We start from the raw sequence: 21110 nt of genomic DNA, 5'->3' as shown, positions 1-21110 counted from the left end.
CTGCGCCGCTCCCTCACCGAACCTCCATGGGTCGGCGGGAGCCGCGGACCGCGCCCGGCTCCGGGCGGCCGCGGCCCGGCCGGCATGCCAGGGTGACGGCATGGATCTGCGCATCTTCACCGAGCCCCAGCAGGGCGCCACCTACGACGAGCTCCTCGCGGTCGCGCAGGCGACCGAGCGCCTCGGCTTCGACGCCTTCTTCCGCTCCGACCACTACCTGCGGATGGGCGACGGCGACCCGCGCCCGGGCCCCACCGACGCGTGGACGACCCTCGCCGGGCTCGCCCGGGAGACCTCGCGGATCCGGCTGGGCACCCTGGTCACCTCGGCGACGTTCCGCCACCCCGGCGTGCTCGCGATCCAGGTGGCGCAGGTCGACCAGATGTCCGGCGGGCGGGTGGAGCTGGGTCTGGGTGCCGGCTGGTTCGCCGAGGAGCACGCGGCGTACGGCATCCCGTTCCCGCCGCGGCGGTTCGGCATGCTCACCGAGCAGCTCGAGATCGTCACCGGCCTGTGGGGGACGCCGGACGGCGAGACGTTCGACCACGCCGGCGAGCACTACACGCTCACCGACTCCCCGGCGCTGCCCAAGCCGACCCAGCGCTCGCCGCTGGACGCCTCGCGGGCCGGCGTGCCGGTCATCGTCGGCGGCAACGGTCCGCGCAAGACGCCGGCGCTCGCGGCCCGGTTCGCCAGCGAGTACAACGCCGCATTCCCCGAGAAGGCGGACGTCCCCGCGCGCTTCGCGGCCGTCCGGTCCGCGTGCGAGGAGGCCGGCCGGGACCCGGACAGCCTGACGTACTCGGTGGCGCTCATCCTGTGCGTCGGCGCCGACGAGGCGGAGGTAGGACGTCGGGCCGCCGCGATCGGCCGTGAGCCCGCCGAGCTGCGCGAGCACGGCGTCGCGGGCACCGTCGCCGAGGCGGTCGACACGCTCGGTGCGATCCGCGAGGCCGGCGCCGGCCGGGTCTACCTGCAGGTCATGGACCTCGGCGACCTCGACCACCTCGAGCTCGTCGCCGCGGAGGTCATGGCGCAGGTCGGCTGACCGACCGCACCGCGACCACGAGCAGGACGACGAGTCCCGCGTTGCGCAGCACCAGCGCGGCGGTGAACAACGGGTCGCCGGTCACGACGCCGTCGGCCCCGAACGGGAAGACCACCTGGGTGAGAGCGGCCAGGACGAGCACGCCCGCCGCGACCCGTGTCCAGGCGCGCCGCTCGGGGGCGACGGTGAGGGCCACGGCCACCGGCGCGGCCAGCCAGCCGACGAGCTGCGGCGAGCCGACCGCGTTGACCACGAGCAGGACGGTCGTCGCGGCCAGCGACCCGCGCAGCAGCACGTCGACCGGGCTCGCGGTGCTGCGCCGCAGCAGCACCGCGAGCCCGAGCAGCGCCACCGGCAGCGCGACGGCGAGGGCGCGCGCGGTCGCCGCCGTCCCCGGCCCGGCGACCTCCCAGGTGACCAGCGCGGTGTCGAACACGATCCGCACCCGCTCGTCGACCGCGGCCGCCAGCAGCCACGGCGTCGCGGTGACCGACTCCACCTGCAGCCCCCGGCCGCCCTGCGTGGTGACGAAGCCGGCGATCCGGGCCGCGCCGCCGCCCGCCGCCACCGCGCCGACGACGACCGCCGTCACGGCGGCGGCCGGCAACGCGACCGTCCGCACGGGTCGCCGCACGACGGCCGCCAGCGGCAGCAGCAGCGCGCCCGGGGCCACCTTGACCCAGGCCCCGGCCGTCAGCAGCGCGGCGGCGACGCGCGGCCGCCGCAGCCCGACGGCGAGCGCCACCACGCACAGCGGGGCGACGACGGCGTCGAGCCGGCCCAGGGCGACGGGACCGAGCGCGAGCAGGAACGCCAGCCACCACCAGGCACCGGTCGGGACGGGCGCGCGGTCGCGACCGGTGCGTACGGGGCGATCCGGGTGGGCGCGGGGGCCGGCCCGCAGCAGCACCGCGACCGCGACGGCGTCGAGCACGGTGACCAGGACGCACCAGCCCACGGAGTAGCCCACCGTGGTGCGGGCACCGGTCAGGGCGGGTGCCAGCACGGGCACGAGCGCGCCCGCGGGGTACACCCAGGGGTCGTCCAGGACCGGCCAGCGCCCCGCGTCCAGGGCGAGCGAGGCCCACCACCGGTAGAGGTCGACGTCCCAGAAGGCGCGGGTCGGCATCACGACCACCCCGAGCCAGGCCAGCCATCCGTGCACGGCGACGAAGGTCGTCCACAGCGCCGTCCGGCTGCTCGCCGCCCGCCGCAGAGGGTCGCCCCGGGTCGCCTCGGGACGGCTCGGCTGGACCGTCACGGCGCGAGCATCGCACAGCCGTCAGGGCGGCTTGGCCGCGTCGACGCCGTGCGCCGGTCGCCCGTGGCTCAGCGGGCGGGGACGGGCGTCCAGGCGGACCGTCACGGAGTCGTCACCCGTCCGTGTCGCGCCAGGCGGAGGGATGATTGTGATGATGTCGACATGAGCACCGGGCACCCCGACGCGGAGCTCGTCGCCACCAGCGCGACGTCGGCGCCGTTCCGGCGGACCCAGCTCGTGCTGTGGGGCCTGCAGTTCCTGCTGTGGGCCGGCCAGGCGGTCGCCGAGGGCGGGCGGCTGCAGACCGGCATGGCTGTGCTGACCGGCATCGGGTTCGCGGCGCAGGTGGTCGTGGCGCTCTCGGGGCCGCGGGTCACGCTCGTGCTCCACGACGACCACCTGGAGCTGCGCCGACGCGTGCGGCCGTGGTCGATCGACCGCGCGGACGTCGTCGCGGTCGGCGGCGACGTCCCCGGCCGGCCCACCTGGAGCCAGCAGGTGAAGATCCGGACGAGGACCGGCGTCCTCACGCTGCCGGCCCTGGACCGCGCCCCGGCCGACATCATCGGGCGGCTCGGAGCATGGGCGGGGGTCGGGGAGACGCCGCGCCCGTAACGGGCCGGGCCCCTCGTCCGGCCGCTCGCCGCACCCCGACGGCGTCCCGCTCGGGCCGGGCGCCGGCGTCGACCGCGACGGACGCGCGCGCGGACCGGACGGCGCGGTCGCTACCCTGCGTCGCGCCCGGGCCGGGTCGGCCGGCACCGGCGAAGGGCTCCCGCGCGTCGCGGGCCACGGAGAGGGAGGCCCGCGATGAGCGGCATCGGATGGCGGCTGCACGGCGACGGACGCACCATCGGCGTCGGCGAGGTGGTGCGCCCCGAGGAGCGCCTGAGCTGGCCGCGCACCGTGGGGATCGGCCTGCAGCACGTCGTGGCGATGTTCGGCGCGACCTTCCTGGTGCCGATCCTCACCGGGTTCCCGCCGGCCACGACCCTGTTCTTCTCCGCGGTCGGGACGGTCACGTTCCTGCTGCTCACGCGCAACCGGCTGCCCAGCTACCTCGGGTCGTCGTTCGCGTTCCTGGCCCCGATCGCCGCCGCCCAGGACGCCGGCGGCCCGGCGGTGGCGCTCGGCGGGGTGCTGCTCGCCGGGGTGCTGCTCGCGGCGGTCGGGCTGCTCGTCAGCGCGGTCGGCTCCCGGTGGATCGACGCGGTGATGCCGCCGGTGGTCACCGGCACGATCGTGGCGCTGATCGGCCTCAACCTGGCCCCGACGGCGTGGGGCAACGTCGAGGCGGCACCGGTGACCGCTGTGCTCACCCTGCTGGCGATCGTCCTGGTCACGGTGCTGTTCCGTGGCATCCTCGGGCGGCTGGCGATCCTGGTCGGCGTGCTGGTCGGCTACCTCGTGGCCGTGCTGCGCGGGGAGGTGGACTTCGCCGCCGTCGGCGCGGCCGACTGGGTGGGCCTGCCGCAGTTCACCGCGCCGCAGTTCGACCTCGCGGTGCTCGGCCTGTTCGCGCCCGTGGTCTTCGTCCTGGTGGCCGAGAACGTCGGCCACGTGAAGTCGGTCGCCGCCATGACCGGTCGTGACCTCGACCCGCTCATGGGGCGAGCCCTGCTGGCCGACGGCGTGGCGACCAGCCTCGCCGGTCTGGGTGGCGGGTCCGGGACGACGACCTACGCGGAGAACATCGGGGTCATGGCGGCGACCCGGGTGTACTCGACCGCCGCCTACTGGGTGGCGGCCGGTGGCGCGCTGCTGCTCAGCATGTCGCCCAAGTTCGGTGCCCTCATCGCGACCATCCCGGCCGGGGTGCTGGGCGGGGCCACGACCATGCTCTACGGGATGATCGGCATCCTCGGTGCCCGGATCTGGGTGCAGAACCGGGTCGACTTCTCCGACCCGGTGAACCTCACGACGGCGGCCGTCGCCCTCGTGGTCGGCATCGCCAACTTCACCTGGTCCCCCGGGGACGTCGTCTTCGAGGGGATCGCGCTGGGCACCGCCGCGGCGATCGGGATCTACCACCTGATGCGGTCGCTGGCGCGGTGGCGCGGGACCACCCAGGAGCCGGCCAGCCCGGCGTCCGTGCCGGGCGTGGACGGGCGGCACTGACCACCGGGCCGGTGGCGGGTCGCCGGGTCACGCCTCGGGCTGCGGCTCCGGCGCGGCGTCGACGGGTGGGGGGCTGACCTGCGCCTCGGCGAGCGGGACGCACCCGTCCTGCCCGGTGAGCGGGGTGCTCGGGTCCAGCAGGATGACGCCCGGGTCGAGCAGGCCGACGAACCCGGTGCCCAGTGCCAGGTCCACCGACGCGTCGGTGCGCTCGTCGAGCACCAGCCGGGCACCCTCGAGGTGCGCGGCCAGGGTGTACGCCGCGCCGACCCCGGCCGGGCCGAAGCTGATCCGCGCCGCACCGGGGACGGCCGACGTCGCGTTGCCCACGGACGCGATCGCGAAGCCGCGGGCCGCGAGGGCCTCGGCGGTCTGACCCGCGAGTCCGGTGCGGTCGGTCGCGTTCAGCACGGTGACCTGGACCTCGCCGTAGGCGACCGGGAGCGTCCCGTCGGGCGGGCACGGCGGCGGTGCCGCGACCGGGAGCGGGGTCGGCTCCTGGGTGGTGAAGGGCCGGCTGAACGGGGCCTCGATGCCACCGGTGAACACGGCCACGGCGCCCAGCGCGCCGACGGCGAGCGCCGCGATCAGCAGCCCGAACACCACCGCCTGACGCTCACGCTTGTGACGTCGGCGCACGGCGCGTCCGCGGTCGGGGTCCATCGGCGCACTCACGGGGGCGAACCTAGCCGATGCCCCGGGCCGGCCGAGGCCAGGTGCGGCGCCGGGCCCCTGGGGTCCGCCGCCCGCTGCCGTGATCGGCGTCCCGGCGAGCTCACTCGATCACGAGGACGCGGGCGTGCAGCACGGGGCGCTGCTGGAGCGCGGCCCGCACCGCTCGGTGCAGCCCGTCCTCGAGGTAGAGCACCCCGCGGTAGGACACGACGTGCGCGAACAGGTCGCCGTAGAACGTGGAGTCGTCGGACAGCAGGCTGTCGAGGTTGAGCGTGCGCTTGGTCGTGACCAGCTCGTCGAGCCGGACCTGGCGCGGCGGCACCTGCGCCCACTGCTTGGGGGTGACGAGACCGTGGTCGGGGTACGGGCGCCCGTCGCCCACGGCCTTGAAGATCACGCCGTCAGTCTAGGTCGCGACTGCTGTGACCCGGCTCGCTGACGCGCCCCCGTCGTCGTGCGCGTTCCACTCCTTGATGACCGTCCACGCCACCGCGGCGATCGGCACGGCGAGCAGTGCGCCGATGATCCCGGACAGGATCGTGCCCGCGGTCAGCGCGAGCAGGATGGCCAGCGGGTGCAGCGACAGGGCCTTGCCCATGACGACGGGCTGGAGCAGGTCGCCCTCGAGCTGGTTCACCGCGACCACGACGGCGAGCACGATGAGCGCCGTCGTCGGGCCGTTGGAGACCAGGGCGACCAGGCCGGCCAGGATGCCGGCCACCGTCGCGCCGACCAGCGGGATGAACGCGCCGAGGAACACCACCGTGGCGAGCGGCAGGGCGAGCGGGACGCCCAGGATGACCAGCGCCAGACCGATGAAGAAGGCGTCCACCAGCGCCACGACGGCGGTGCCGCGGACGTAGCCGCCGAGCACCTCGACCGAGCGGTCGCCGATGCGGTGGGCGCGGTCGGCCGCGGAGGGGCGCAACGGCTGCAGGAAGAACTCCCAGATGCGGCGCCCGTCCTTGATCAGGAAGAACAGCACCACGGCCCCGAGGAAGATCCCGGTCACCACCTCCGCGACGGCGGTCGCCCCCGCGATCGCGCCGCTCTGGACCTGGTCGCTGGCCAGCAGGTCGGTGGCGGCCTCGCGGGCCTGGTCGATCTGGTCCGAGGTGATCTCCAGCGGGCCGTCGGTGAGGAAGGCCTGCAGCTCGTCCAGGCCCTCGCTCGCGGAGGCGGCGAGCTCGGACCAGCCGTTGCGGATGCCGCGGACCACCAGCCACACCACGACGCCGAGCGTGCCGCCGCCGAGCAGGATCGCGATCCAGGTCGCCAGCCCGTTGGGCACGCCGCGTCGGCGCAGCCACCGCACCAGCGGCGTGACGGCGGCGGCGAGGATCGCGGCGATCAGGACCGGGATGACGATCAGCTTGAGCTGCCGCAGCCCGAGCACGACGAGCGCGGTCAGGGTGAGCACCAGCAGGATCTGGCCGCTGCGGATCGCGGTGCGGCCGAGCAGGTCCTGCCAGATGGGGCGCCGGGTCGCCGGGATGGGCGTGGGCGCGGTGGGGTTCGCCATGCGGTCAGCGTAGGGACCCGTCCCTGGAGCGGCGCGCTGAGCAGCGCGGTCACCCGCCGGTCACCCACCCCCCAGGCGCCCCAGTGCCAGGCCGGCGGCGCACGCCCCGACGCCGAGCACCAGCATGCCGACCCAGGTGAGCGCCGCGGCGGTGTACCGCCGTGCCTGCAGCAGCCGGACCGTCTCGGTGCCGGCGGTGCTGAAGGTCGTGTAGCCGCCGAGGAACCCGGTCCCCGCGAGGGTGGACCAGGGGCTCGCCCAGCCGTGCGCCAGCGCGAGCCCGGCGAGCAGGCCGAGCAGCAACGAGCCGGTGACGTTGATCAGCAGGGTCGCCACGAGCGAGAACCGGCGCCGGAGCGCGCCGTCGACCACGAAGCGGGTGGCCGCGCCCAGGCCGCCCGCGAGCGCGACCGCGAGCGTCATCGCGACGGTCGTCATCGGCGCACCGGCCGGTCGTCGTGCGGGCTCAGGGCCCGGTCGTCGTCCCGGTCCGCCCGCCGGTGGGCGTGCCGGCCGACCGCGACGCCGGCGCCGGCCGCCGCGACGCCCAGGACGACGCTCGAGCCCGCGTAGAGCAGCGCGACGGCGGCGCGTCCGGCGTCGGCGAGCAGGACGGCGTCCAGCGCGAACGTGCTGTACGTGGTGTAGCCGCCCAGCAGCCCGGTGCCGGCGAGCAGGCGCACCTCGCGGCGGCGGCCGTCGTCCGGACCGCGGCGCGCCAGGTGCTCGAGCAGCAGCCCGAGCGCGAACGCCCCGGTGAGGTTCACGGCCCAGGTCGACCACGGCCACGTGCCCGCGTCGCCCAGGGCCGCCGCGACGGCGGCTCGCAGCGCCGTCCCGATCGCGCCGCCCACGGCGACCAGTGCGACCAGCCGCGGGTGGGTGTGCGCCGGGCGCTCGGGATGCGGGCGCGGTGCGGAGCTCACGGGCCGACGCTATGCCCCACGGCCGCGGCCTGCCGACGGCGCCCGACCCGCCGACGGCGCGCGGCCGACCGCGCCCGGGCGCCGACGCTGCCCGGCCGACCGCACCCGGTGCGGGCATCATGGAGCCATGTCGTCGTCGACCCCGCCCCTGCCGGTGCGCCCGGCCACCGTCGCCGACGCCGAGGCCCTCGCCGCCCTCGTGCACTCGGCCTACCGCAGCGAGGAGAGCCGCAGCGGGTGGACGACCGAGGCCGACCTCGTCGGCGGCCAGCGCGCGGACGCGGCCATGGTCCGGCACGTCGTCGGGCTGGCCGACAACGTCGTCCTGGCGGCGTTCAGCGAGGACGGTGAGCCGTTCGCGTGCTGCCACCTCGAGCGCCGCGAGACCTCGGCGTACCTCGGCATGTTCGCGGTCCGGCCCGGCCTGCAGGGCCGCGGCGTGGGACGCGCGATGCTGGGCGCCGCCGAGCGGTACGCCGCCCGCACCTGGGGGGCGACCACGCTGGAGATCACGGTGCTCAACCACCGCCCCGAGCTGATGGCCTGGTACGAGCGGTGCGGGTTCACCGCGACCGGGGAGCGGCACGAGTTCCCGTACGGCGACCAGCGCTTCGGCGAGCCCCGGCGGCCGGACCTCGCGCTGCTGGGGATGACCAGGCCCGTCGCGCCGGGAGGCGGGCCCGCGGAGCGGGATGCCGCCGGGGCGGCGACGCGGGACGCCGCCGGGGCGGCGACGCGGTGACGACGCGGTGACGACGCGGCGATGAGTTGCGGGACCGGTCCCGGTCGGACGGGGTGGACGACGGTGGACCGCACCGGGACGTCCGTCCGGCGTCACGCGAAGGGACCACGACCATGTCACCGACGATCACCCCGAACCTCTGGTTCGACACCCGGGCCGAGGAGGCCGCCGAGTTCTACGTGTCCGTCTTCGGCGGGCGGATCCGCACGGTCGCGCGCTACCCCGAGGGTGCGCCGGGGCCGGCCGGCTCCGTCATGACGGTCGACTTCGAGATCGCCGGCCAGCGCTTCGTCGGGCTCAACGGCGGGCCGCAGTTCACCTTCGACGAGGCGGTGTCGTTCATCGTGACCTGCCGCGACCAGGCGGAGGTGGACCACTACTGGGAGCGGCTGACGGACGGCGGCCAGGAGAGCATGTGCGGCTGGCTCAAGGACCGGTTCGGCCTGTCCTGGCAGGTCGTGCCGGACGGCATGGACGAGGTCTTCGCCGACCCGGACCCCGAGCGGGTGGAGCGTGCGATGCAGGCCATGATGTCGATGCGCAAGCTCGACATCGACGCGCTGCGCGCCGCCGCCGACGGCGTCCCGGCCACCTGACGACCCGCCCGCCTCCCCGGCCGGCTGCCCGCGCGGCAGCGCGGGCGTCACCCGGTCGGCTGCTAGCGTCCGCCGCGTGGTCGAGCGACGGCGTGCCCTGATCGTCAGCACCGGCCGTGACCGGGGAGCGCTGGCGGGTGCCCGGGCGCTGCGGCGCTCGGGGTGGCACGTCGGCATCGGCACCCCCGAGGGTGGCGGGATGCCGGGCGCGTCCAACGCGTGCTCGGCGCGGCACGTGGTCCCGCGGCCCCGCGGCGACGGCGCCGCCTTCGTCGCGGGGGTCCGCGCCGCGGTGGCCGACGGGGGCTACGACCTGGTGTTCGGCGGCGGGGACGACTGGATGGCGGCGCTGGCCACCTACCGGGACGCGATCGGTGCCCGCATCGCGCACCCGCCGGTCGAGGTCGCCCAGGCCGCGCTGGACAAGGTCGCCCTGACCGAGCTCGCGCACCGGTCCGGTCTCGCCGCCCCGCACACCGAGGCGGCCGACGACGCGGCCCTCGCGGCGTGGGACGGCCCGGTCGTCGTCAAGTGCCGGACACACTGGGCACCCGGGCAGACCCGGCCGCACCGGATCGACGCCCGGCTGTTCCCCGACGCACGCGCCGCGCGGGAGCAGGTCGAGCGGATCCGCCGCGCCGGCGGGCAGCCCGTGCTGCAGACGCCGGTCCGCGGCGGCCTGGGCGCCCTCGTGGGGGTGTTCCACGAGGGGCGGCTGCACGGCTGCGTGCAGCAGGTCAGCCCCCGGTTGTGGCCGACGCCGTACGGAGCCTCCGCGCGCGCCACGACGGTCCCGGTCGACCCGAGCCTGCGCGCGCGTGCCGAGAGGCTGCTGGGCCGGCTGGGGTGGCACGGTCTGGTCGAGCTGCAGTTCCTCACCGGCGACGACGGCGTCCCGCACCTGACCGACCTCAACGGTCGGTTCTACGGGTCGCTCGCGCTCGCCGACGCCGCGAGCCCCGGCCTGGTGGACCTGTGGGCGCGGGCGGCGGTCGGCGAGCCGGTGGGGTCGCTGCCCGAGGGTGCGCCCGGGCTGCGCTACTCGTGGATCGCCGGGGACGTGCGCCGTGCCCGGACCGAGCGTCGCGGCGGCGTCGTCGCCGACCTGGTCGACACGATGCGGTGGGCGCACGGTGCGCGGCACAGCGTGTGGGACCTGCGCGACCCCGCGCCGGCCTGGTACCTCGCGTCGGGCCGGCTGCGGCCGGCGTCCCGCAGGGGCCCGGTCGCGGGGCGAGCGGTGTCGGGCCTCCGGTCGGAGCAGTCCGCGCGCTGAGCCGCGGTCCCGCGGTCACGACCGGCGCCGTGCCGCCCGCAGCATCTCGGCGGGCAGCCGACGCTCGGGTGCCCGCAGCAGCACCAGCCCGAGCACGTGACCACCGAGCACGACCGTCGCGACGGCGGTCACGGTGAGCAGCGGCGGCAGCCCTGCGGCGAGCTCGCGGACACCGAGGCCCGCGAGCCCGACCACGACGGCCAGTGCCCCGGCGCGGACCAGGAGGTCCCGGACGTCGCGGCCGGGCAGGGCGCGGTGGCGGCGGTGCAGCACGACGCCGTTGAGCACCGCGGCGGCGACCAGCGAGACGCTGGTGGCCAGCGCGATCCCGCTCAGCCCCATCACGCCGACCAGCAGCACGTCCCCGAGCACGTTGAGCGCGACGGCACCGACCGCCACCGTCACCGGCGCGCGGGAGTCCCCGACGGCGTACGAGGCGCGGACCACGACCTGCCGGCAGCCCAGCGCGAGCAGGCCCGGGGCGAACCACGCGACCGCGGTGGCGGTCAGCGCGATGTCGTCGGCGGAGAAGGCGCCGTGACCGAAGGCGATCTCGACCAGCGGCTCCGCCACCAGCGCCAGCACGAGGCAGATCGGGACGAGGAGCGTGACGGTGAGCGACAGCCCGCGACCGACCAGCCGGCGCAGCTCGGCCGGGTCGTCCGCCGCGGCGCTGAGCGCGGGGTAGAGGGGCACCAGCACGGACGCGACGAGCAGGACCTCGGGCAGGTTCACCAGCCGCCAGCCGAAGGACAGCGCGGTGATGCTCCCGTCGGCCAGCGTGGAGGCGAACGCGCGGTCGACGAGCGTGTTCACGTTGGCCAGGGCGGTGCCGACCATCATCGGCGGCGCGAGCCGGGCGATCTCGCGGAACGCGGGGTCGCGCACCGCCCAGCGCGGCCGCACCGGCGCCCCCAGGGACCGCACCGGCACCAGCTGCAGCAGCAGCCGGGCACCGGACCCGACCACGAACCCGACCGCGAGCGCGGTGACGCCGTAGCGGGGGCCGAACACGCCCGCGGCCGTGATCATCACCAGGTTGAACGGGACGCCCTCGAGCGACGACCACCCGAACCGCCCGTGGGCCTGGGCGAGTGCGGCGAGCAGGTTCGTGCCCGCGATGAGGACGGTCGCCAGCAGGACCACCCGGGTCAGGGAGCGGACCAGCTCGGCCTGCTCGCCGTCGAAGCCGGGGGCGAGCACCGCGGTGACCGGGCCGACGAAGATCCCCATCAGCACCGCGCCGACCCCCAGCACCGCGACCGTAACGGTCAGCGCGACCTCGAAGCCGCGGTGACCGGCGCAGCCGTCGGTCTCCGCGGCCGCCTCGCGGGCGGTGACCGGGGTGACCGAGCGGGCCATCGCCCCGGCGATCAGCGCCAGGACGACGTTCATCAGCCCCTGCGCGACCAGGTACGCGTCCAGTCCCGCGCCGGCGCCGAAGACGGCGCCGATGACGACGTCGCGGCCGAACCCGAGCAGCGTCGAGACCGCGGTGAAGCCGGTGACCACGACCGCGGCCCGGGCCACGCCCGGTCGTCGGCGCGGCCTAGCCACGACCGCGCACGTCAGCGGTCACCGGGCGCGGTCACGCGCCCAGGACGCCGCGGATGATGCTGTCGCCGGAGTGGGCGGGGTCGCCGTCCAGGGGCTCGTCGGACACGTCGACCACCGGGAACTCGTCCAGGTCCAGGCCGGTCGGGACGGTGAACCGACCCTCGGTCCCCGTCAGCACCCCCAGGCTCACCAGGCGGGTGACGTCCCGGTCGATGAGCCACACCTCGTGGTAGCCGTCGTCCGCGCCGTCCCCGCGCAGCGTCACGACCAGCTCGCGGACGCCGTCCGCCGTCACCTCCACCCGGGCGTCCCCGCTGGAGGACCAGCCGGGCAGCGGCTCCAGCGCGGCCTCGGCGACCACGTCGGGCGGGGTGACGTCGTCGCGGCTCGCCCACCACGCGCCGCCGGCGCCGCCCAGGACGACGCCGCAGGCCGCGGCCGCAGCCACCCACGGCGCGACCCGGCGGCGGCGCAGCGGCACGACCGGGGCCACGTCGCCCGCCGGCACGTCACCCGCCGGCACGTCACCCGCCGGTACGGCGGACCGCGCAGCGGAGGGCGCCGCAGACGACGCGGCGGACGGTGCGGCCGCCGGCCCGGGCGACGGTGCGGCCGACGGTGCGGCCGCGGACGTCGTCGACCCCGCGCCGGGCAGGTCCAGCTCCGCCCGGATGCGGTCCCACACCGCGGGAGCCGGAGCCACGAGCGCGTCGGCAGGCGTCACCGACCGGCCGACCGTCACGACGCGGGACAGCGCGGCGACCTCGGCCGCGCAGCGCGGGCAGCGGTCGAGGTGGGACCGGTCGGCGTCCGGCACGGGCTCGCCGAGCGCGGCCAGCGCGAGGACGTCCTCGTCACTGTGCTCCACCATCCACCTCCAACCGGTCTCGCAAACGCAGCAGGCTACGTCTGATGTGGCTCTTGACCGTGCCCAGCGGCAGGCCCAGCCGGGCGGAGATCTGGTCGTGGGTCAGGTCCTCGTAGAACGCCATCGCCACGATGGTGCGCTGCGGTTCACCGAGCCGGCCCAGCTCGTCCACCACCGTCAGGCGCTCGGCGAGGGCCGCGGTCACCGGCTCGGGGGCCGGGCCGGCCGTCGTGGCGACCGCCAGGGTGTCACGACGCTCCCGGGCGCGGCGGGCGTGCACGTCGGCGATCGCGTTGCGGGCGACCCCGACCAGCCACGCCGGCAGCGGCGAGCGGTCCGGGTCGAAGCCGGACCGACCACGCCAGGCGTTGACGTACACCTGCTGCGTGACGTCCTCCGCGTCGCCGACGTCGTGCAGCGAGCGCAGGGCGAGGGTGTGCACCAGCGGGGACCACCGGCGGTAGGCCTCGGCCATCGCCTGCTCGTCGCCCGCACGGAACGCCTGGCCGACGGCGTGGTCGGGCCAGGTGTCGGGGGTGTCGAGCGCGGTGGCGCGCGGCACGGGTGTCAGGACGGGCCTCCTCGACCGGGTGGCGGGCACGACGCGGGGGGCAGGCACGGCGGTCGCCGCACGGACAGACATCACGCACCGACGGGTTCCGCCGTCACGATGACGTTGTCCGAGTAGTGGCCCACGTCGCGCTGGAACGTACCACCGCAGGTGACCAGCACGAGCCGGTGCGGCCCGCCGCGGGTGAAGACGTCGGCCCAGGCGACCTCGGGCTTGGCCTGCCGCGCGACGTCGACCACCGTGTACTGCCGGGTCGAGCCGTCCGCCAGCGTCACGTCGACCACGTCCCCGACCGCGGCGTCGGGCAGCCGGGCGAACGGGCCGAGCCCGGCGGACGCGACCGAGTCGACGTGCGCCGCCACCACGGCGGTGCCCGACGCGTCGGCCGGGGACGCGCCGAAGCGGTACCAGCCGCCGCGCTCGGCGAGCGGCGGGATCTCCATCTGGCCGTCGTCGGTGACGCCGACCGGGTCCAGCGGGAGGGTGATGTCCAGGGCGGGGACCGCCAGGCCGACCGGCGGCACGACCGACGGGACGACGGCCGCGTCCAGGCCTGAGCTGCGCACCGGCACGTCGGGGACGGCGGGCTCGGGTGCCGGCGCCGGTCGGGCCGGGGCGGCGGCCGCCGACGGCGACGTCGGCGTGGTGACCGGCTCCGCCGTGCTGCACCCGGCCGACGCCGCCAGCACCGCGACCAGGACGGCGGTCGCCGCCCGGTGCGGTGCCCGGCGACGCCGGCGGGTGCGGTGCGGCACGGCGGTCCTCCTGGTCGTGGACGGGCCGGGCGGTCCGGCCGTCGGGTGCTGCGGATGGTGCTCGGGGTGGTGCCCGGTCCGCCGGCGTGTCCGGTCCGGACGGTCGCCGGGGGACATGGCAGCGGGGCGCGGCGCCCGGGGCGGGCGGGATGGGCGCCGCGGCCCCGTGCCGGCTCAGTCGCGCGAGACGCGCGCCGGGGTGCGCCGGGAGGCCACGAGGGTCCCGCCGGCGGCGAGGAGGAGGGCCGCGCCGATCAGCCAGCCGGTCGCGGGTGCGGGGTCGCTCGCGAGGCCGAGCTCACCGGACGGGACGCCGGAGGGTGCGGAGTGCAGGCCCTCGATGTCCTGGATGGCGAGCTGCAGGTTCCCGGCCTCGAGGCTGCCCCACGCGTAGACGATCGTGTTGACGCCCTCGCGGACCGGCACGTCGGCCGGCCCGATGACCGGGTCGGTGGTGCCGGTCGCGGCCACGGCCGCGGAGACGGTGCCGGCCGGCAGGTTGAGCACCTCCTCCTCGGGGTTGGTCAGGTTCGTGATCACGGGGCTGCCGCCGGCGAGCACGTCGACCGCGGGAGCGGCGGCGGTGTGCCTCACCGTGAGCCGGCCCTGGCCCGCGGCGGTGGTCGAGGTGTCGTTCGTGAACAGGGTCGCGGTCGGCGCGCCCGCGGCGTCCAGGTGCGCGACGGCGGTGTAGTTCTCGCCACCGACCAGGGTGAGGTCGACGGGGCCGATGGCGGGGGCCGAGGCGTCGGCGGCGTCCGCAGCGGTGATCGCGACGCTGTACGTGCCGGGCGCGAGCTCGAGCGGCCCGGCGAGGTCGCCCGGGGCGAAGTCGTCCAGCGTCCGCTCGCCGTTGACGTACACGTCGACGGTCAGGTCGGGGACGCCGTGCAGCACGGACAGCATGGCCTCGTGGTTGTCCGCGGTGGCGGGCACCGCGGTGGTGAGGGCGAGGGCGAGTCCGGCTGCGCCGCCGGCGATGAGACGAGTGTGCATGGTGGTTCCTCCTGGGTCGTGCCGGGATCGGCACCGGAACTGCCTGACACCCACCACTACGGCGCGAGGGGTGCGTCCGGATGCAGCGTCGGCCGAGCAGTTCCGCGGGCACCCGCGTCGTCGTGCAGGGTCACGTTCAGCCGGTGCAGCACGGCGGCCAGCTCCTCCTGCTGGTCCCCCGGCCAGGACGCCAGCGCGGCCCGCAGCAGGGTGCGGCGGGCGTCCTGGGAGCGGGTGAGCTGCTCGCGTCCCTGCGCGGTCAGCTCGATGACCCGGGACCGGGGGTCGGCCCGGTGGGGGCGCCGCATCAGCATGCCGTCGGCCTCCAGGCGCGTGACCTGGCGGGAGATGGTCGCGCTCCCCACGCCGACGTGGGCCGCCAGGTCGCTGACGCGGACCTCGGGGGAGCGTGCGACCTGAGCGAGCAGGAGGTAGGCACCGGGGTCCAGGGTCGGGTGCGCCCGGGCGGCGACGTCGGCCGATGCGGCCCGCGCCCGGCGCAGCAGGCTGCCGAGCGCGCCCTCCACCCGGTCGACGGCGTCGTTGCCCGTCCGTGCGCCCGGGCGGGCGCCCGGGGACGGACCGGTCATCAGTGCCCGGCCGCGAGGCTGCCGGCGAGCCGCCCGTGGCGGCGCGCGCTGTCGGGGTTCATCCCGACGATCGTGACGGTCTTGCCCTTGGCCGCGTACCTGGTGGTGATCGCGTCCAGGGTCGCCACGGTGGACGCGTCCCAGATGTGGGCGTCGGTCATGTCGAGGACGACGTCGGCGGGGTCGCCGGCGTAGTCGAACTGGTACACGAGGTCGTTGGACGAGGCGAAGAACAGCTCGCCGGTGACGACGTAGACCCGCCGGGTGTCGTCGTCGGACGCCGCCAGCCGGGTCACCGTGGTGACGTGGGCGACGCGGCGGGCGAACAGCACCATGGCCACCAGGACGCCGACCCCGACGCCGTAGGCGAGGTTGTGGGTGGCGACGGTGACCACGACCGTGGAGAGCATCACGGCCGTCTCCGAGCGCGGCATGCGCGCCAGGGTGGCAGGCCGGACCGAGTGCCAGTCGACGGTGCCGACGGCGACCATGATCATCACCGCGACCAGGGCGGCCATGGGGATGATCGCGACGACGTCGCCGAGGCCGACGACCAGGCCCAGCAGGAAGACCCCGGCGAGGAAGGTCGAGATCCGGGTGCGGGCGCCGGACGCCTTCACGTTGATCATCGTCTGGCCGATCATCGCGCAGCCGCCCATGCCGCCGAAGAAGCCGGTGATGATGTTGGCGCCGCCCTGCCCCCAGGCCTCCCGGGTCTTGTCGGAGTGGGTGTCGGTGACGTCGTCGACGAGCTTGGCGGTCAGCAGCGACTCCAGGATGCCGACGAGCGCCATCGCCAGGGCGAACGGGGCGATGATCTGCAGGGTCGCGAGCGTCAGCGGCACGTCGGGGAGGAACAGCGCCGGCAGGCTGTCCGGCAGCGCACCCTCGTCACCCACGGTGGGGACGTCGAGGGCGGCCAGGACCGCCGCGGCGGTGAGCAGGACGATCGCCACCAGGGGCGCCGGGACGACGCGGGTCAGCCGGGGCAGCAGCACGATCACCGCGATGCCGGCGGCGACCAGCGGGTACACCAGCAGCGGCACCCCGGTCAGGTGCGGGACCTGCGACAGGAAGATCAGGATGGCCAGCGCGTTGACGAAGCCGACCATGACCGACCGCGGGATGAACCGCATCAGCCGGGCCACGCCCGCCACCCCGAGCACGACCTGGATGACGCCGCCGAGGATCACCGTCGCGATGAGGTAGTCGGTCCCGTACTCGCGGGCCACCGGCGCGACGACGAGCGCGATGGCGCCGGTCGCCGCGGAGATCATCGCCGGGCGACCACCGAGGACGGCGATGGACACCGCCATGGTGAAGGACGCGAACAGGCCCAGCCGCGGGTCCACGCCGGCGATGACGGAGAACGCGATGGCCTCCGGGATGAGCGCCAGGGCCACCACCAGCCCCGCGAGCACCTCGGTGCGCAGGCGGGCCGGCGAGCGCAGCGCCGCCAGCACGGAGTGGGCCTCGTCGGCCTCCGGCACGGCCGGCGACGGCCGGGTGGCCGTCGGCGTGCGGGGGTCGGTGGCGGGCGTGGCGGCTGGGGTGGCGTGGGGCACGTGGTGGTCCGTTCAGCTGGGCGGGCGCAGCCGACCGGTCGACCGGCGGCGGGCCGCGGCCCGATCGGGTCGGCAGGTGGGGTCCGCAACGGTGCGCGGTCAGAGGGGCGGCCCGTCCGTCGCGCCATCGCGCGCGGCGACCGGCGGTCTGAATCGACTCTAACGTACATGTCGATTTGCGGCCGGGTGCCCGTCGCGACCCTGTCCGGACGCACTGCTCACGGCCCGGGTCGGGTGGCCGATCATGACGGGGCCACCTGACCCCGTTCGCTTGGACACTCATGCGCTCCTGCGGCAGAACTCCCCGCCGTGCCCGTACCGCCGTCCTGGTCGTCCTCGCGGCGCTGCTGACCGGCGTGCTGCTGCCTGCCGCCGAGGCGGCCGGGCCGGACGGCCCGACGGCGACCGTGCCGGCTCCGTCGCCGGTCGACCCCTTCGCGCCGTACGTCGGCCAGACCACCTGCGACCCGACGGCCAAGCCGGGGGCGCGGGCGGTGCTGCGGCTCGCGATGGACTTCTACCGGATCGGTCGCGACACCGGCATCAGCCGCAGCTGCAGCACCGGTGGGCAGAGCGAGCACAAGGAGGGGCGCGCGTTCGACTGGGGACTGCGCACCGACCGTCCGGCCGAGAAGGCCGCGGGCGACGCGTTCACCACGTGGCTGACCGCCGCCGGGCCGGACGGCAAGCCCGGCTACAACGCCCGGCGGCTCGGGGTCATGTACGTCATCTGGGACCGCCGGATCTGGACGGCGTCCACGGCGATGTCCACCGGCTGGCGGCCGTACAACGGCGCGGTCCCGCACACCGACCACGTGCACGTGTCGTTGAGCTGGAACGGCGCGCACATGCGGACCTCCTGGTGGACCGGCTCGCTGACCGCCCAGAAGCCGATCGGCTACCTCGACGGGGTGTCGACCGAGGGCCGGTCCGTGACCGTCCAGGGCTGGGCGCTGGACCCGGACACCAGCGCGTCGACGGACGTGCACGTGTACGTCGACGGCGCGGGCGTGGCCCAGCACGCCGACCTGTCCCGGCCCGACGTCGCCGCGGTGCACGGTCGCGGGGACCGGCACGGGTTCGCGGTCACGTTCCCCGGCCAGGAACCCGGCCCGCACGAGGTGTGCGTGTACGCGATCGACTCCAGCGGGGTCGGGTTCACCACGCTCGGCTGCCGCACGGTCGCCGTGGCCAACGCCGCGCCGGTCGGGCACGTCGACACGGTCGAAAGCACCGCGTCGTCGGCGACGGTCACCGGCTGGACGCTGGACCCCGACACGACCGCGCCGAGCGACGTGCGCGTCCTGGTGGACGGCGCCGTCGTCGCGCAGCTGCCGGCGCAGGACCTGCGGCCCGACGTGCAGGCGGTGCTCGGTCGCGGGGACCGGCACGGCTTCACGGTCTCGACGCCGCTCGCGCCGGGTCTGCACGAGCTGTGCGTGGACGGCGTGGACACCGAGTCCGGCGCGCCCGCGCGGCTCGCCTGCCGCTCCGTGGGTGTCGCGGTGCAGAGCGCGCCGCCGATCGGTCACCTCGACGGCGCGACGCCGTCGTCGGTCGGGGTGACGGTCGCCGGCTGGAGCCTGGACCCCGACAGCAGCGACCCGACCCGGATCCGGGTCGAGGTGGGCGGCGCGGCTGCGTGGATCATGGCCGACCGGTCCCGCCCGGACGTCGCCGCGGCGCTGGGCACCACCGACCGGCGCGGGTTCCGGCACACCGCGAGCCTGCCCCCGGGCACCCACCGGGTGTGCGTGTCCGCGCTCAACACCGGCGTGGGCCCGGACACGCTGCTGGGCTGCCGGGACGTCACGGTGCCGAACGAGGCACCGTTCGGGTTCGTGGACAGCGTGCGGGCCGCGCCCGGGCAGGTGTCGGTGTCCGGGTGGGCGCTGGACCCCGACAGCCTCGACCCGACCGACGTGCGGGTGTCCGTGGACGGCGTCGTGGCCGCCGTGCGGTCCGACCTGTCCCGCCCCGACGTCGGCGCGGTGTTCCGCCGCGGGGACCGGCACGGGTTCGCCCACACCCGGTCGGTCGCCCCCGGGCGGCACACGGTCTGCGTCGAGGCCGTCGACACCGCCAGCCGCGCCGGTCACCCGGTGGCGTGCCGCGAGGTCGACGTCCCCGCCTGACCGGCCCTCAGTGGCCCCGGTCGATCCACTCCTGCAGGTGCGGCGCCTCGTCCCCGATGGTGGTCGAGTCGCCGTGCCCGGTCAGGACCCGCGTCTCGGCGGGCAGCGTCAGCAGCCGGGTCCGGATCGACCTCACGATGGTGGGGAAGTCCGAGAACGACCGCCCGGTCGCGCCCGGACCACCGGCGAACAGGGTGTCCCCGGTGAACACCGTGTCCAGCCCCGGCGCGTACAGGCACACCGAGCCGGGGCTGTGCCCGGGCGTGTGCAGCACGTGCAGCTCGGTGCCGGCGACGGAGATCACCTGGCCGTCGGCGAGGTCGGTGGTCGGGGCCGGCGCGCCGTCCTGCGGACGGTGGGTCAGCTCCCACACCGGCCGGTCGGCCGGGTGCAGCAGCACGGGCGCGCCGAACCGCGCGGCGAGCGCGGGCGCCTGGCGCACGTGGTCGTCGTGCGCGTGCGTCGCGACCACGGCCAGCAGCCGCCGGCCGGCGACCGCCGCGGCGATGACGTCGGCGTCGTGCGGGGCGTCGACCACCACGCACTCGTGGTCGTCACCGACGAGCCACACGTTGTTGTCGACGTCAAAGGTCTGCCCGTCCAGGCTGAACGTCCCGGACGTGACCAGGTGGTCGACGCGGGCGCTCACGCCCGGTCCCCGTCCAGCACGACCACCGAGCGCAGCACCTCGCCGCGCTGCATCGTGGCGAAGGCCTCCTCGACGTCGCCCAGGCCGATGCGCTCGGAGACGAACGCGTCCAGCGGCAGCCGCCCGCGCGCGTACAGCTCGAGCAGCGCCGGGAAGTCCCGCTCCGGCAGGCAGTCGCCGTACCAGGACGACTTCAGCGCCCCGCCCCGGCCGAACACGTCGGCCAGCGGCACCGAGAGCTGCATGTCCGGCGTCGGCACCCCGACCAGCACGACCGTCCCGGCGAGGTCGCGGCCGTAGAACGCCTGCCGCCAGGTCTCGGGGCGGCCGACCGCGTCGATGACCACGTCCGCGCCCACGCCGTCGGTCTGCGCCCGGATGGCCGCGACGACGTCGTCCTCGGTCATGCCGGCGGAGCACACGGTGTGGGTCGCGCCGAGGTCGCGCGCCCGGGCCAGCTTGCTCTCGTCGAGGTCGATCGCGATGACGCGCCGCGCTCCGGCGAGCACCGCGCCGGCCACGGCGGCGCAGCCGACGCCGCCGCACCCGATCACCGCGACGGTCTGCCCGCGGCGCACCGGTGCGGTGTTCACGGCCGCACCGAGGCCGGCCATCACCCCGCAGCCCAGCAGACCCGCGACGGCCGGGTCGACGTCGGGGTCGACCTTGGTGCACTGGCCCGCGTGCACCAGCGTCTTCTCGCAGAACGCACCGATCCCGAGCGCGGGTGACAGCGGGGTGCCGTCGGGCAGGGTCATGGGCTGGGCGGCGTTGTGGGTGTTGAAGCAGTACCGCGGCTCGCCGCGCTTGCAGGCCCGGCACTCCCCGCACACCGCGCGCCAGTTGAGCACCACGGTGTCGCCGACGGCGACGTGCGTGACGCCGTCGCCCACCGCCGACACGACCCCGGCGGCCTCGTGGCCGAGCAGGAACGGGTAGTCGTCGGTGATGCCGCCCTCGCGGTAGTGCAGGTCGGTGTGGCACACCCCGCACGCCTGCACGTCGACGACGGCCTCACCCGGGCCGGGGTCGGGCACCACGATGTCCACCAGCTCGACGGGCGCCCCCTTCGCGCGGGAGACGATCCCCTGGACGGTGTGCGGCATGTGTCTGCTCCTCGGTGCTCGGTGCTCGGTGCTCGGTGCTCGGGGACGGGGGTGGTGCTCGCGGCCCGGCGGGCTGGGCCGCTGTGGTCGGGCCGCCGGGGTGGGCGGTCGCCGTGGTCACGGTAACGACCCGGCGGACGGAGCACCGCCGGAG

General features: G+C 76.0%; 22 protein-coding genes. 7 read left to right on the top strand and 15 right to left on the bottom strand.

Annotation, left to right across the window (positions count from 1 at the left end; all coding sequences use genetic code 11):
* Window positions 1–100 precede the first annotated feature (100 nt).
* Window positions 101–1048, top strand: coding sequence for an LLM class F420-dependent oxidoreductase (locus tag Q0840_RS01015; protein ID WP_298455012.1), 948 nt, complete (start codon window positions 101–103; stop codon window positions 1046–1048).
* Here the strand turns inward: Q0840_RS01015 and Q0840_RS01010 are convergent.
* Window positions 1029–2309, bottom strand: coding sequence for a hypothetical protein (locus Q0840_RS01010; RefSeq protein WP_298455009.1), 1281 nt, complete (start codon window positions 2307–2309; stop codon window positions 1029–1031). The genes Q0840_RS01015 and Q0840_RS01010 overlap by 20 nt on opposite strands.
* A gap of 162 nt (window positions 2310–2471) precedes the next feature.
* Between Q0840_RS01010 and Q0840_RS01005 the strand changes: the two genes are divergently transcribed.
* The gene (locus tag Q0840_RS01005; protein WP_298455005.1) at window positions 2472–2924 is read left to right on the top strand and encodes a hypothetical protein; all 453 of its coding nucleotides are present in this window, start codon (window positions 2472–2474) and stop codon (window positions 2922–2924) included.
* A 195-nt stretch (window positions 2925–3119) separates the two neighbouring features.
* A complete protein-coding gene (locus Q0840_RS01000) occupies window positions 3120–4427 on the top strand; it encodes a uracil-xanthine permease family protein (RefSeq protein ID WP_298455003.1) in 1308 nt (435 codons plus the stop codon).
* Between the two features lie 27 nt (window positions 4428–4454).
* Here the strand turns inward: Q0840_RS01000 and Q0840_RS00995 are convergent, their stop codons facing one another.
* The 5 genes from Q0840_RS00995 to Q0840_RS00975 form a co-directional block, all read right to left on the bottom strand.
* Window positions 4455–5102: a LytR C-terminal domain-containing protein gene (locus tag Q0840_RS00995; protein ID WP_298455000.1), complete on the bottom strand. Its 648-nt coding sequence runs from the start codon at window positions 5100–5102 to the stop codon at window positions 4455–4457.
* Window positions 5103–5202: 100 nt separating this feature from the next.
* The gene (locus Q0840_RS00990) at window positions 5203–5499 is read right to left on the bottom strand and encodes a type II toxin-antitoxin system VapB family antitoxin (RefSeq protein ID WP_298454997.1); all 297 of its coding nucleotides are present in this window, start codon (window positions 5497–5499) and stop codon (window positions 5203–5205) included.
* A gap of 9 nt (window positions 5500–5508) precedes the next feature.
* On the bottom strand, window positions 5509–6624 hold the full coding sequence (locus tag Q0840_RS00985; RefSeq protein ID WP_298454995.1) for an AI-2E family transporter: 1116 nt from the start codon (window positions 6622–6624) through the stop codon (window positions 5509–5511).
* Window positions 6625–6684: 60 nt separating this feature from the next.
* Window positions 6685–7062 carry a CrcB family protein gene (locus Q0840_RS00980; protein ID WP_298454992.1) on the bottom strand — a complete coding sequence of 126 codons (378 nt, stop codon included), beginning with the start codon at window positions 7060–7062 and terminating at the stop codon, window positions 6685–6687.
* On the bottom strand, window positions 7059–7550 hold the full coding sequence (locus Q0840_RS00975) for a CrcB family protein (protein ID WP_298454990.1): 492 nt from the start codon (window positions 7548–7550) through the stop codon (window positions 7059–7061). The genes Q0840_RS00980 and Q0840_RS00975 overlap by 4 nt, the downstream gene beginning before the upstream one ends.
* 127 nt (window positions 7551–7677) lie before the next feature.
* Here Q0840_RS00975 and Q0840_RS00970 point away from each other — a divergent pair, with 127 nt between their 5' ends.
* From Q0840_RS00970 to Q0840_RS00960, 3 genes are all read left to right on the top strand, one after another.
* Window positions 7678–8292 (top strand): GNAT family N-acetyltransferase, encoded by a 615-nt coding sequence (locus Q0840_RS00970; protein ID WP_298454987.1) that lies wholly within the window; start codon window positions 7678–7680, stop codon window positions 8290–8292.
* A 113-nt stretch (window positions 8293–8405) separates the two neighbouring features.
* Window positions 8406–8888 carry a VOC family protein gene (locus Q0840_RS00965; protein WP_298454985.1) on the top strand — a complete coding sequence of 161 codons (483 nt, stop codon included), beginning with the start codon at window positions 8406–8408 and terminating at the stop codon, window positions 8886–8888.
* Window positions 8889–8964: 76 nt separating this feature from the next.
* Window positions 8965–10164: a hypothetical protein gene (locus Q0840_RS00960; RefSeq protein ID WP_298454983.1), complete on the top strand. Its 1200-nt coding sequence runs from the start codon at window positions 8965–8967 to the stop codon at window positions 10162–10164.
* Between the two features lie 15 nt (window positions 10165–10179).
* On the opposite strand, the gene murJ is transcribed toward Q0840_RS00960, so the two are convergent.
* The 7 genes from murJ to Q0840_RS00925 all read right to left on the bottom strand — a co-directional run bounded on the left by murJ (window position 10180) and on the right by Q0840_RS00925 (window position 16991).
* Complete coding sequence (gene murJ / locus Q0840_RS00955; protein ID WP_298454981.1) at window positions 10180–11694, bottom strand: murein biosynthesis integral membrane protein MurJ; 1515 nt, start codon at window positions 11692–11694, stop codon at window positions 10180–10182.
* Window positions 11695–11752: 58 nt separating this feature from the next.
* Entirely contained in the window at window positions 11753–12592 is an 840-nt protein-coding gene (locus Q0840_RS00950; RefSeq protein WP_298454978.1) for an anti-sigma factor, read from the bottom strand.
* Window positions 12576–13151: an RNA polymerase sigma factor gene (locus tag Q0840_RS00945; protein WP_298454974.1), complete on the bottom strand. Its 576-nt coding sequence runs from the start codon at window positions 13149–13151 to the stop codon at window positions 12576–12578. Before Q0840_RS00945 ends, Q0840_RS00950 begins: the two co-directional genes overlap by 17 nt.
* A gap of 80 nt (window positions 13152–13231) precedes the next feature.
* Window positions 13232–13915, bottom strand: coding sequence for a class F sortase (locus Q0840_RS00940; RefSeq protein WP_298454972.1), 684 nt, complete (start codon window positions 13913–13915; stop codon window positions 13232–13234).
* A gap of 174 nt (window positions 13916–14089) precedes the next feature.
* Window positions 14090–14911, bottom strand: a complete 822-nt coding sequence (locus Q0840_RS00935) for a DUF4397 domain-containing protein (protein WP_298454969.1) — start codon at window positions 14909–14911, stop codon at window positions 14090–14092.
* Between the two features lie 56 nt (window positions 14912–14967).
* A complete protein-coding gene (locus tag Q0840_RS00930; RefSeq protein ID WP_298454967.1) occupies window positions 14968–15501 on the bottom strand; it encodes a MarR family winged helix-turn-helix transcriptional regulator in 534 nt (177 codons plus the stop codon).
* Window positions 15501–16991, bottom strand: coding sequence for a SulP family inorganic anion transporter (locus Q0840_RS00925; protein WP_298455513.1), 1491 nt, complete (start codon window positions 16989–16991; stop codon window positions 15501–15503). Before Q0840_RS00925 ends, Q0840_RS00930 begins: the two co-directional genes overlap by 1 nt.
* Window positions 16992–17347: 356 nt before the next feature.
* Here Q0840_RS00925 and Q0840_RS00920 point away from each other — a divergent pair, with 356 nt between their 5' ends.
* A complete protein-coding gene (locus tag Q0840_RS00920) occupies window positions 17348–19201 on the top strand; it encodes a hypothetical protein (RefSeq protein WP_298454965.1) in 1854 nt (617 codons plus the stop codon).
* Between the two features lie 7 nt (window positions 19202–19208).
* Here the strand turns inward: Q0840_RS00920 and Q0840_RS00915 are convergent, their stop codons facing one another.
* Together Q0840_RS00915 and Q0840_RS00910 are read right to left on the bottom strand one after the other, a co-directional pair.
* Window positions 19209–19850, bottom strand: a complete 642-nt coding sequence (locus Q0840_RS00915) for an MBL fold metallo-hydrolase (protein WP_298454961.1) — start codon at window positions 19848–19850, stop codon at window positions 19209–19211.
* Window positions 19847–20956, bottom strand: coding sequence for an S-(hydroxymethyl)mycothiol dehydrogenase (locus tag Q0840_RS00910; protein WP_298454958.1), 1110 nt, complete (start codon window positions 20954–20956; stop codon window positions 19847–19849). The genes Q0840_RS00915 and Q0840_RS00910 overlap by 4 nt, the downstream gene beginning before the upstream one ends.
* Window positions 20957–21110: the final 154 nt, after the last annotated feature.

It is taken from the genome of uncultured Cellulomonas sp. (assembly GCF_947494015.1).
Taxonomy (GTDB): Bacteria; Actinomycetota; Actinomycetes; order Actinomycetales; family Cellulomonadaceae; genus Pengzhenrongella.
The sequence above is the reverse complement of the archived record's forward strand: the minus strand, read 5'-3'. Positions and strand labels throughout refer to the sequence as shown.

Excerpts from the sequence above, each read along its gene's own strand:
- Q0840_RS01005 (WP_298455005.1), top strand. The coding sequence starts at position 2,472 with ATGAGCACCGGGCACCCCGACGCGGAGCTCGTCGCCACCAGCGCGACG.
- Q0840_RS01015 (WP_298455012.1), top strand. The coding sequence starts at position 101 with ATGGATCTGCGCATCTTCACCGAGCCCCAGCAGGGCGCCACCTACGAC.
- Q0840_RS00930 (WP_298454967.1), bottom strand. The coding sequence starts at position 15,501 with ATGACCGGTCCGTCCCCGGGCGCCCGCCCGGGCGCACGGACGGGCAAC.
- Q0840_RS00920 (WP_298454965.1), top strand. The coding sequence starts at position 17,348 with ATGCGCTCCTGCGGCAGAACTCCCCGCCGTGCCCGTACCGCCGTCCTG.
- Q0840_RS00970 (WP_298454987.1), top strand. The coding sequence starts at position 7,678 with ATGTCGTCGTCGACCCCGCCCCTGCCGGTGCGCCCGGCCACCGTCGCC.
- Q0840_RS00980 (WP_298454992.1), bottom strand. The coding sequence starts at position 7,062 with ATGACGACCGTCGCGATGACGCTCGCGGTCGCGCTCGCGGGCGGCCTG.
- Q0840_RS00985 (WP_298454995.1), bottom strand. The coding sequence starts at position 6,624 with ATGGCGAACCCCACCGCGCCCACGCCCATCCCGGCGACCCGGCGCCCC.
- Q0840_RS00965 (WP_298454985.1), top strand. The coding sequence starts at position 8,406 with ATGTCACCGACGATCACCCCGAACCTCTGGTTCGACACCCGGGCCGAG.
- Q0840_RS01000 (WP_298455003.1), top strand. The coding sequence starts at position 3,120 with ATGAGCGGCATCGGATGGCGGCTGCACGGCGACGGACGCACCATCGGC.
- Q0840_RS00950 (WP_298454978.1), bottom strand. The coding sequence starts at position 12,592 with ATGGTGGAGCACAGTGACGAGGACGTCCTCGCGCTGGCCGCGCTCGGC.
- Q0840_RS00935 (WP_298454969.1), bottom strand. The coding sequence starts at position 14,911 with ATGCACACTCGTCTCATCGCCGGCGGCGCAGCCGGACTCGCCCTCGCC.
- Q0840_RS00910 (WP_298454958.1), bottom strand. The coding sequence starts at position 20,956 with ATGCCGCACACCGTCCAGGGGATCGTCTCCCGCGCGAAGGGGGCGCCC.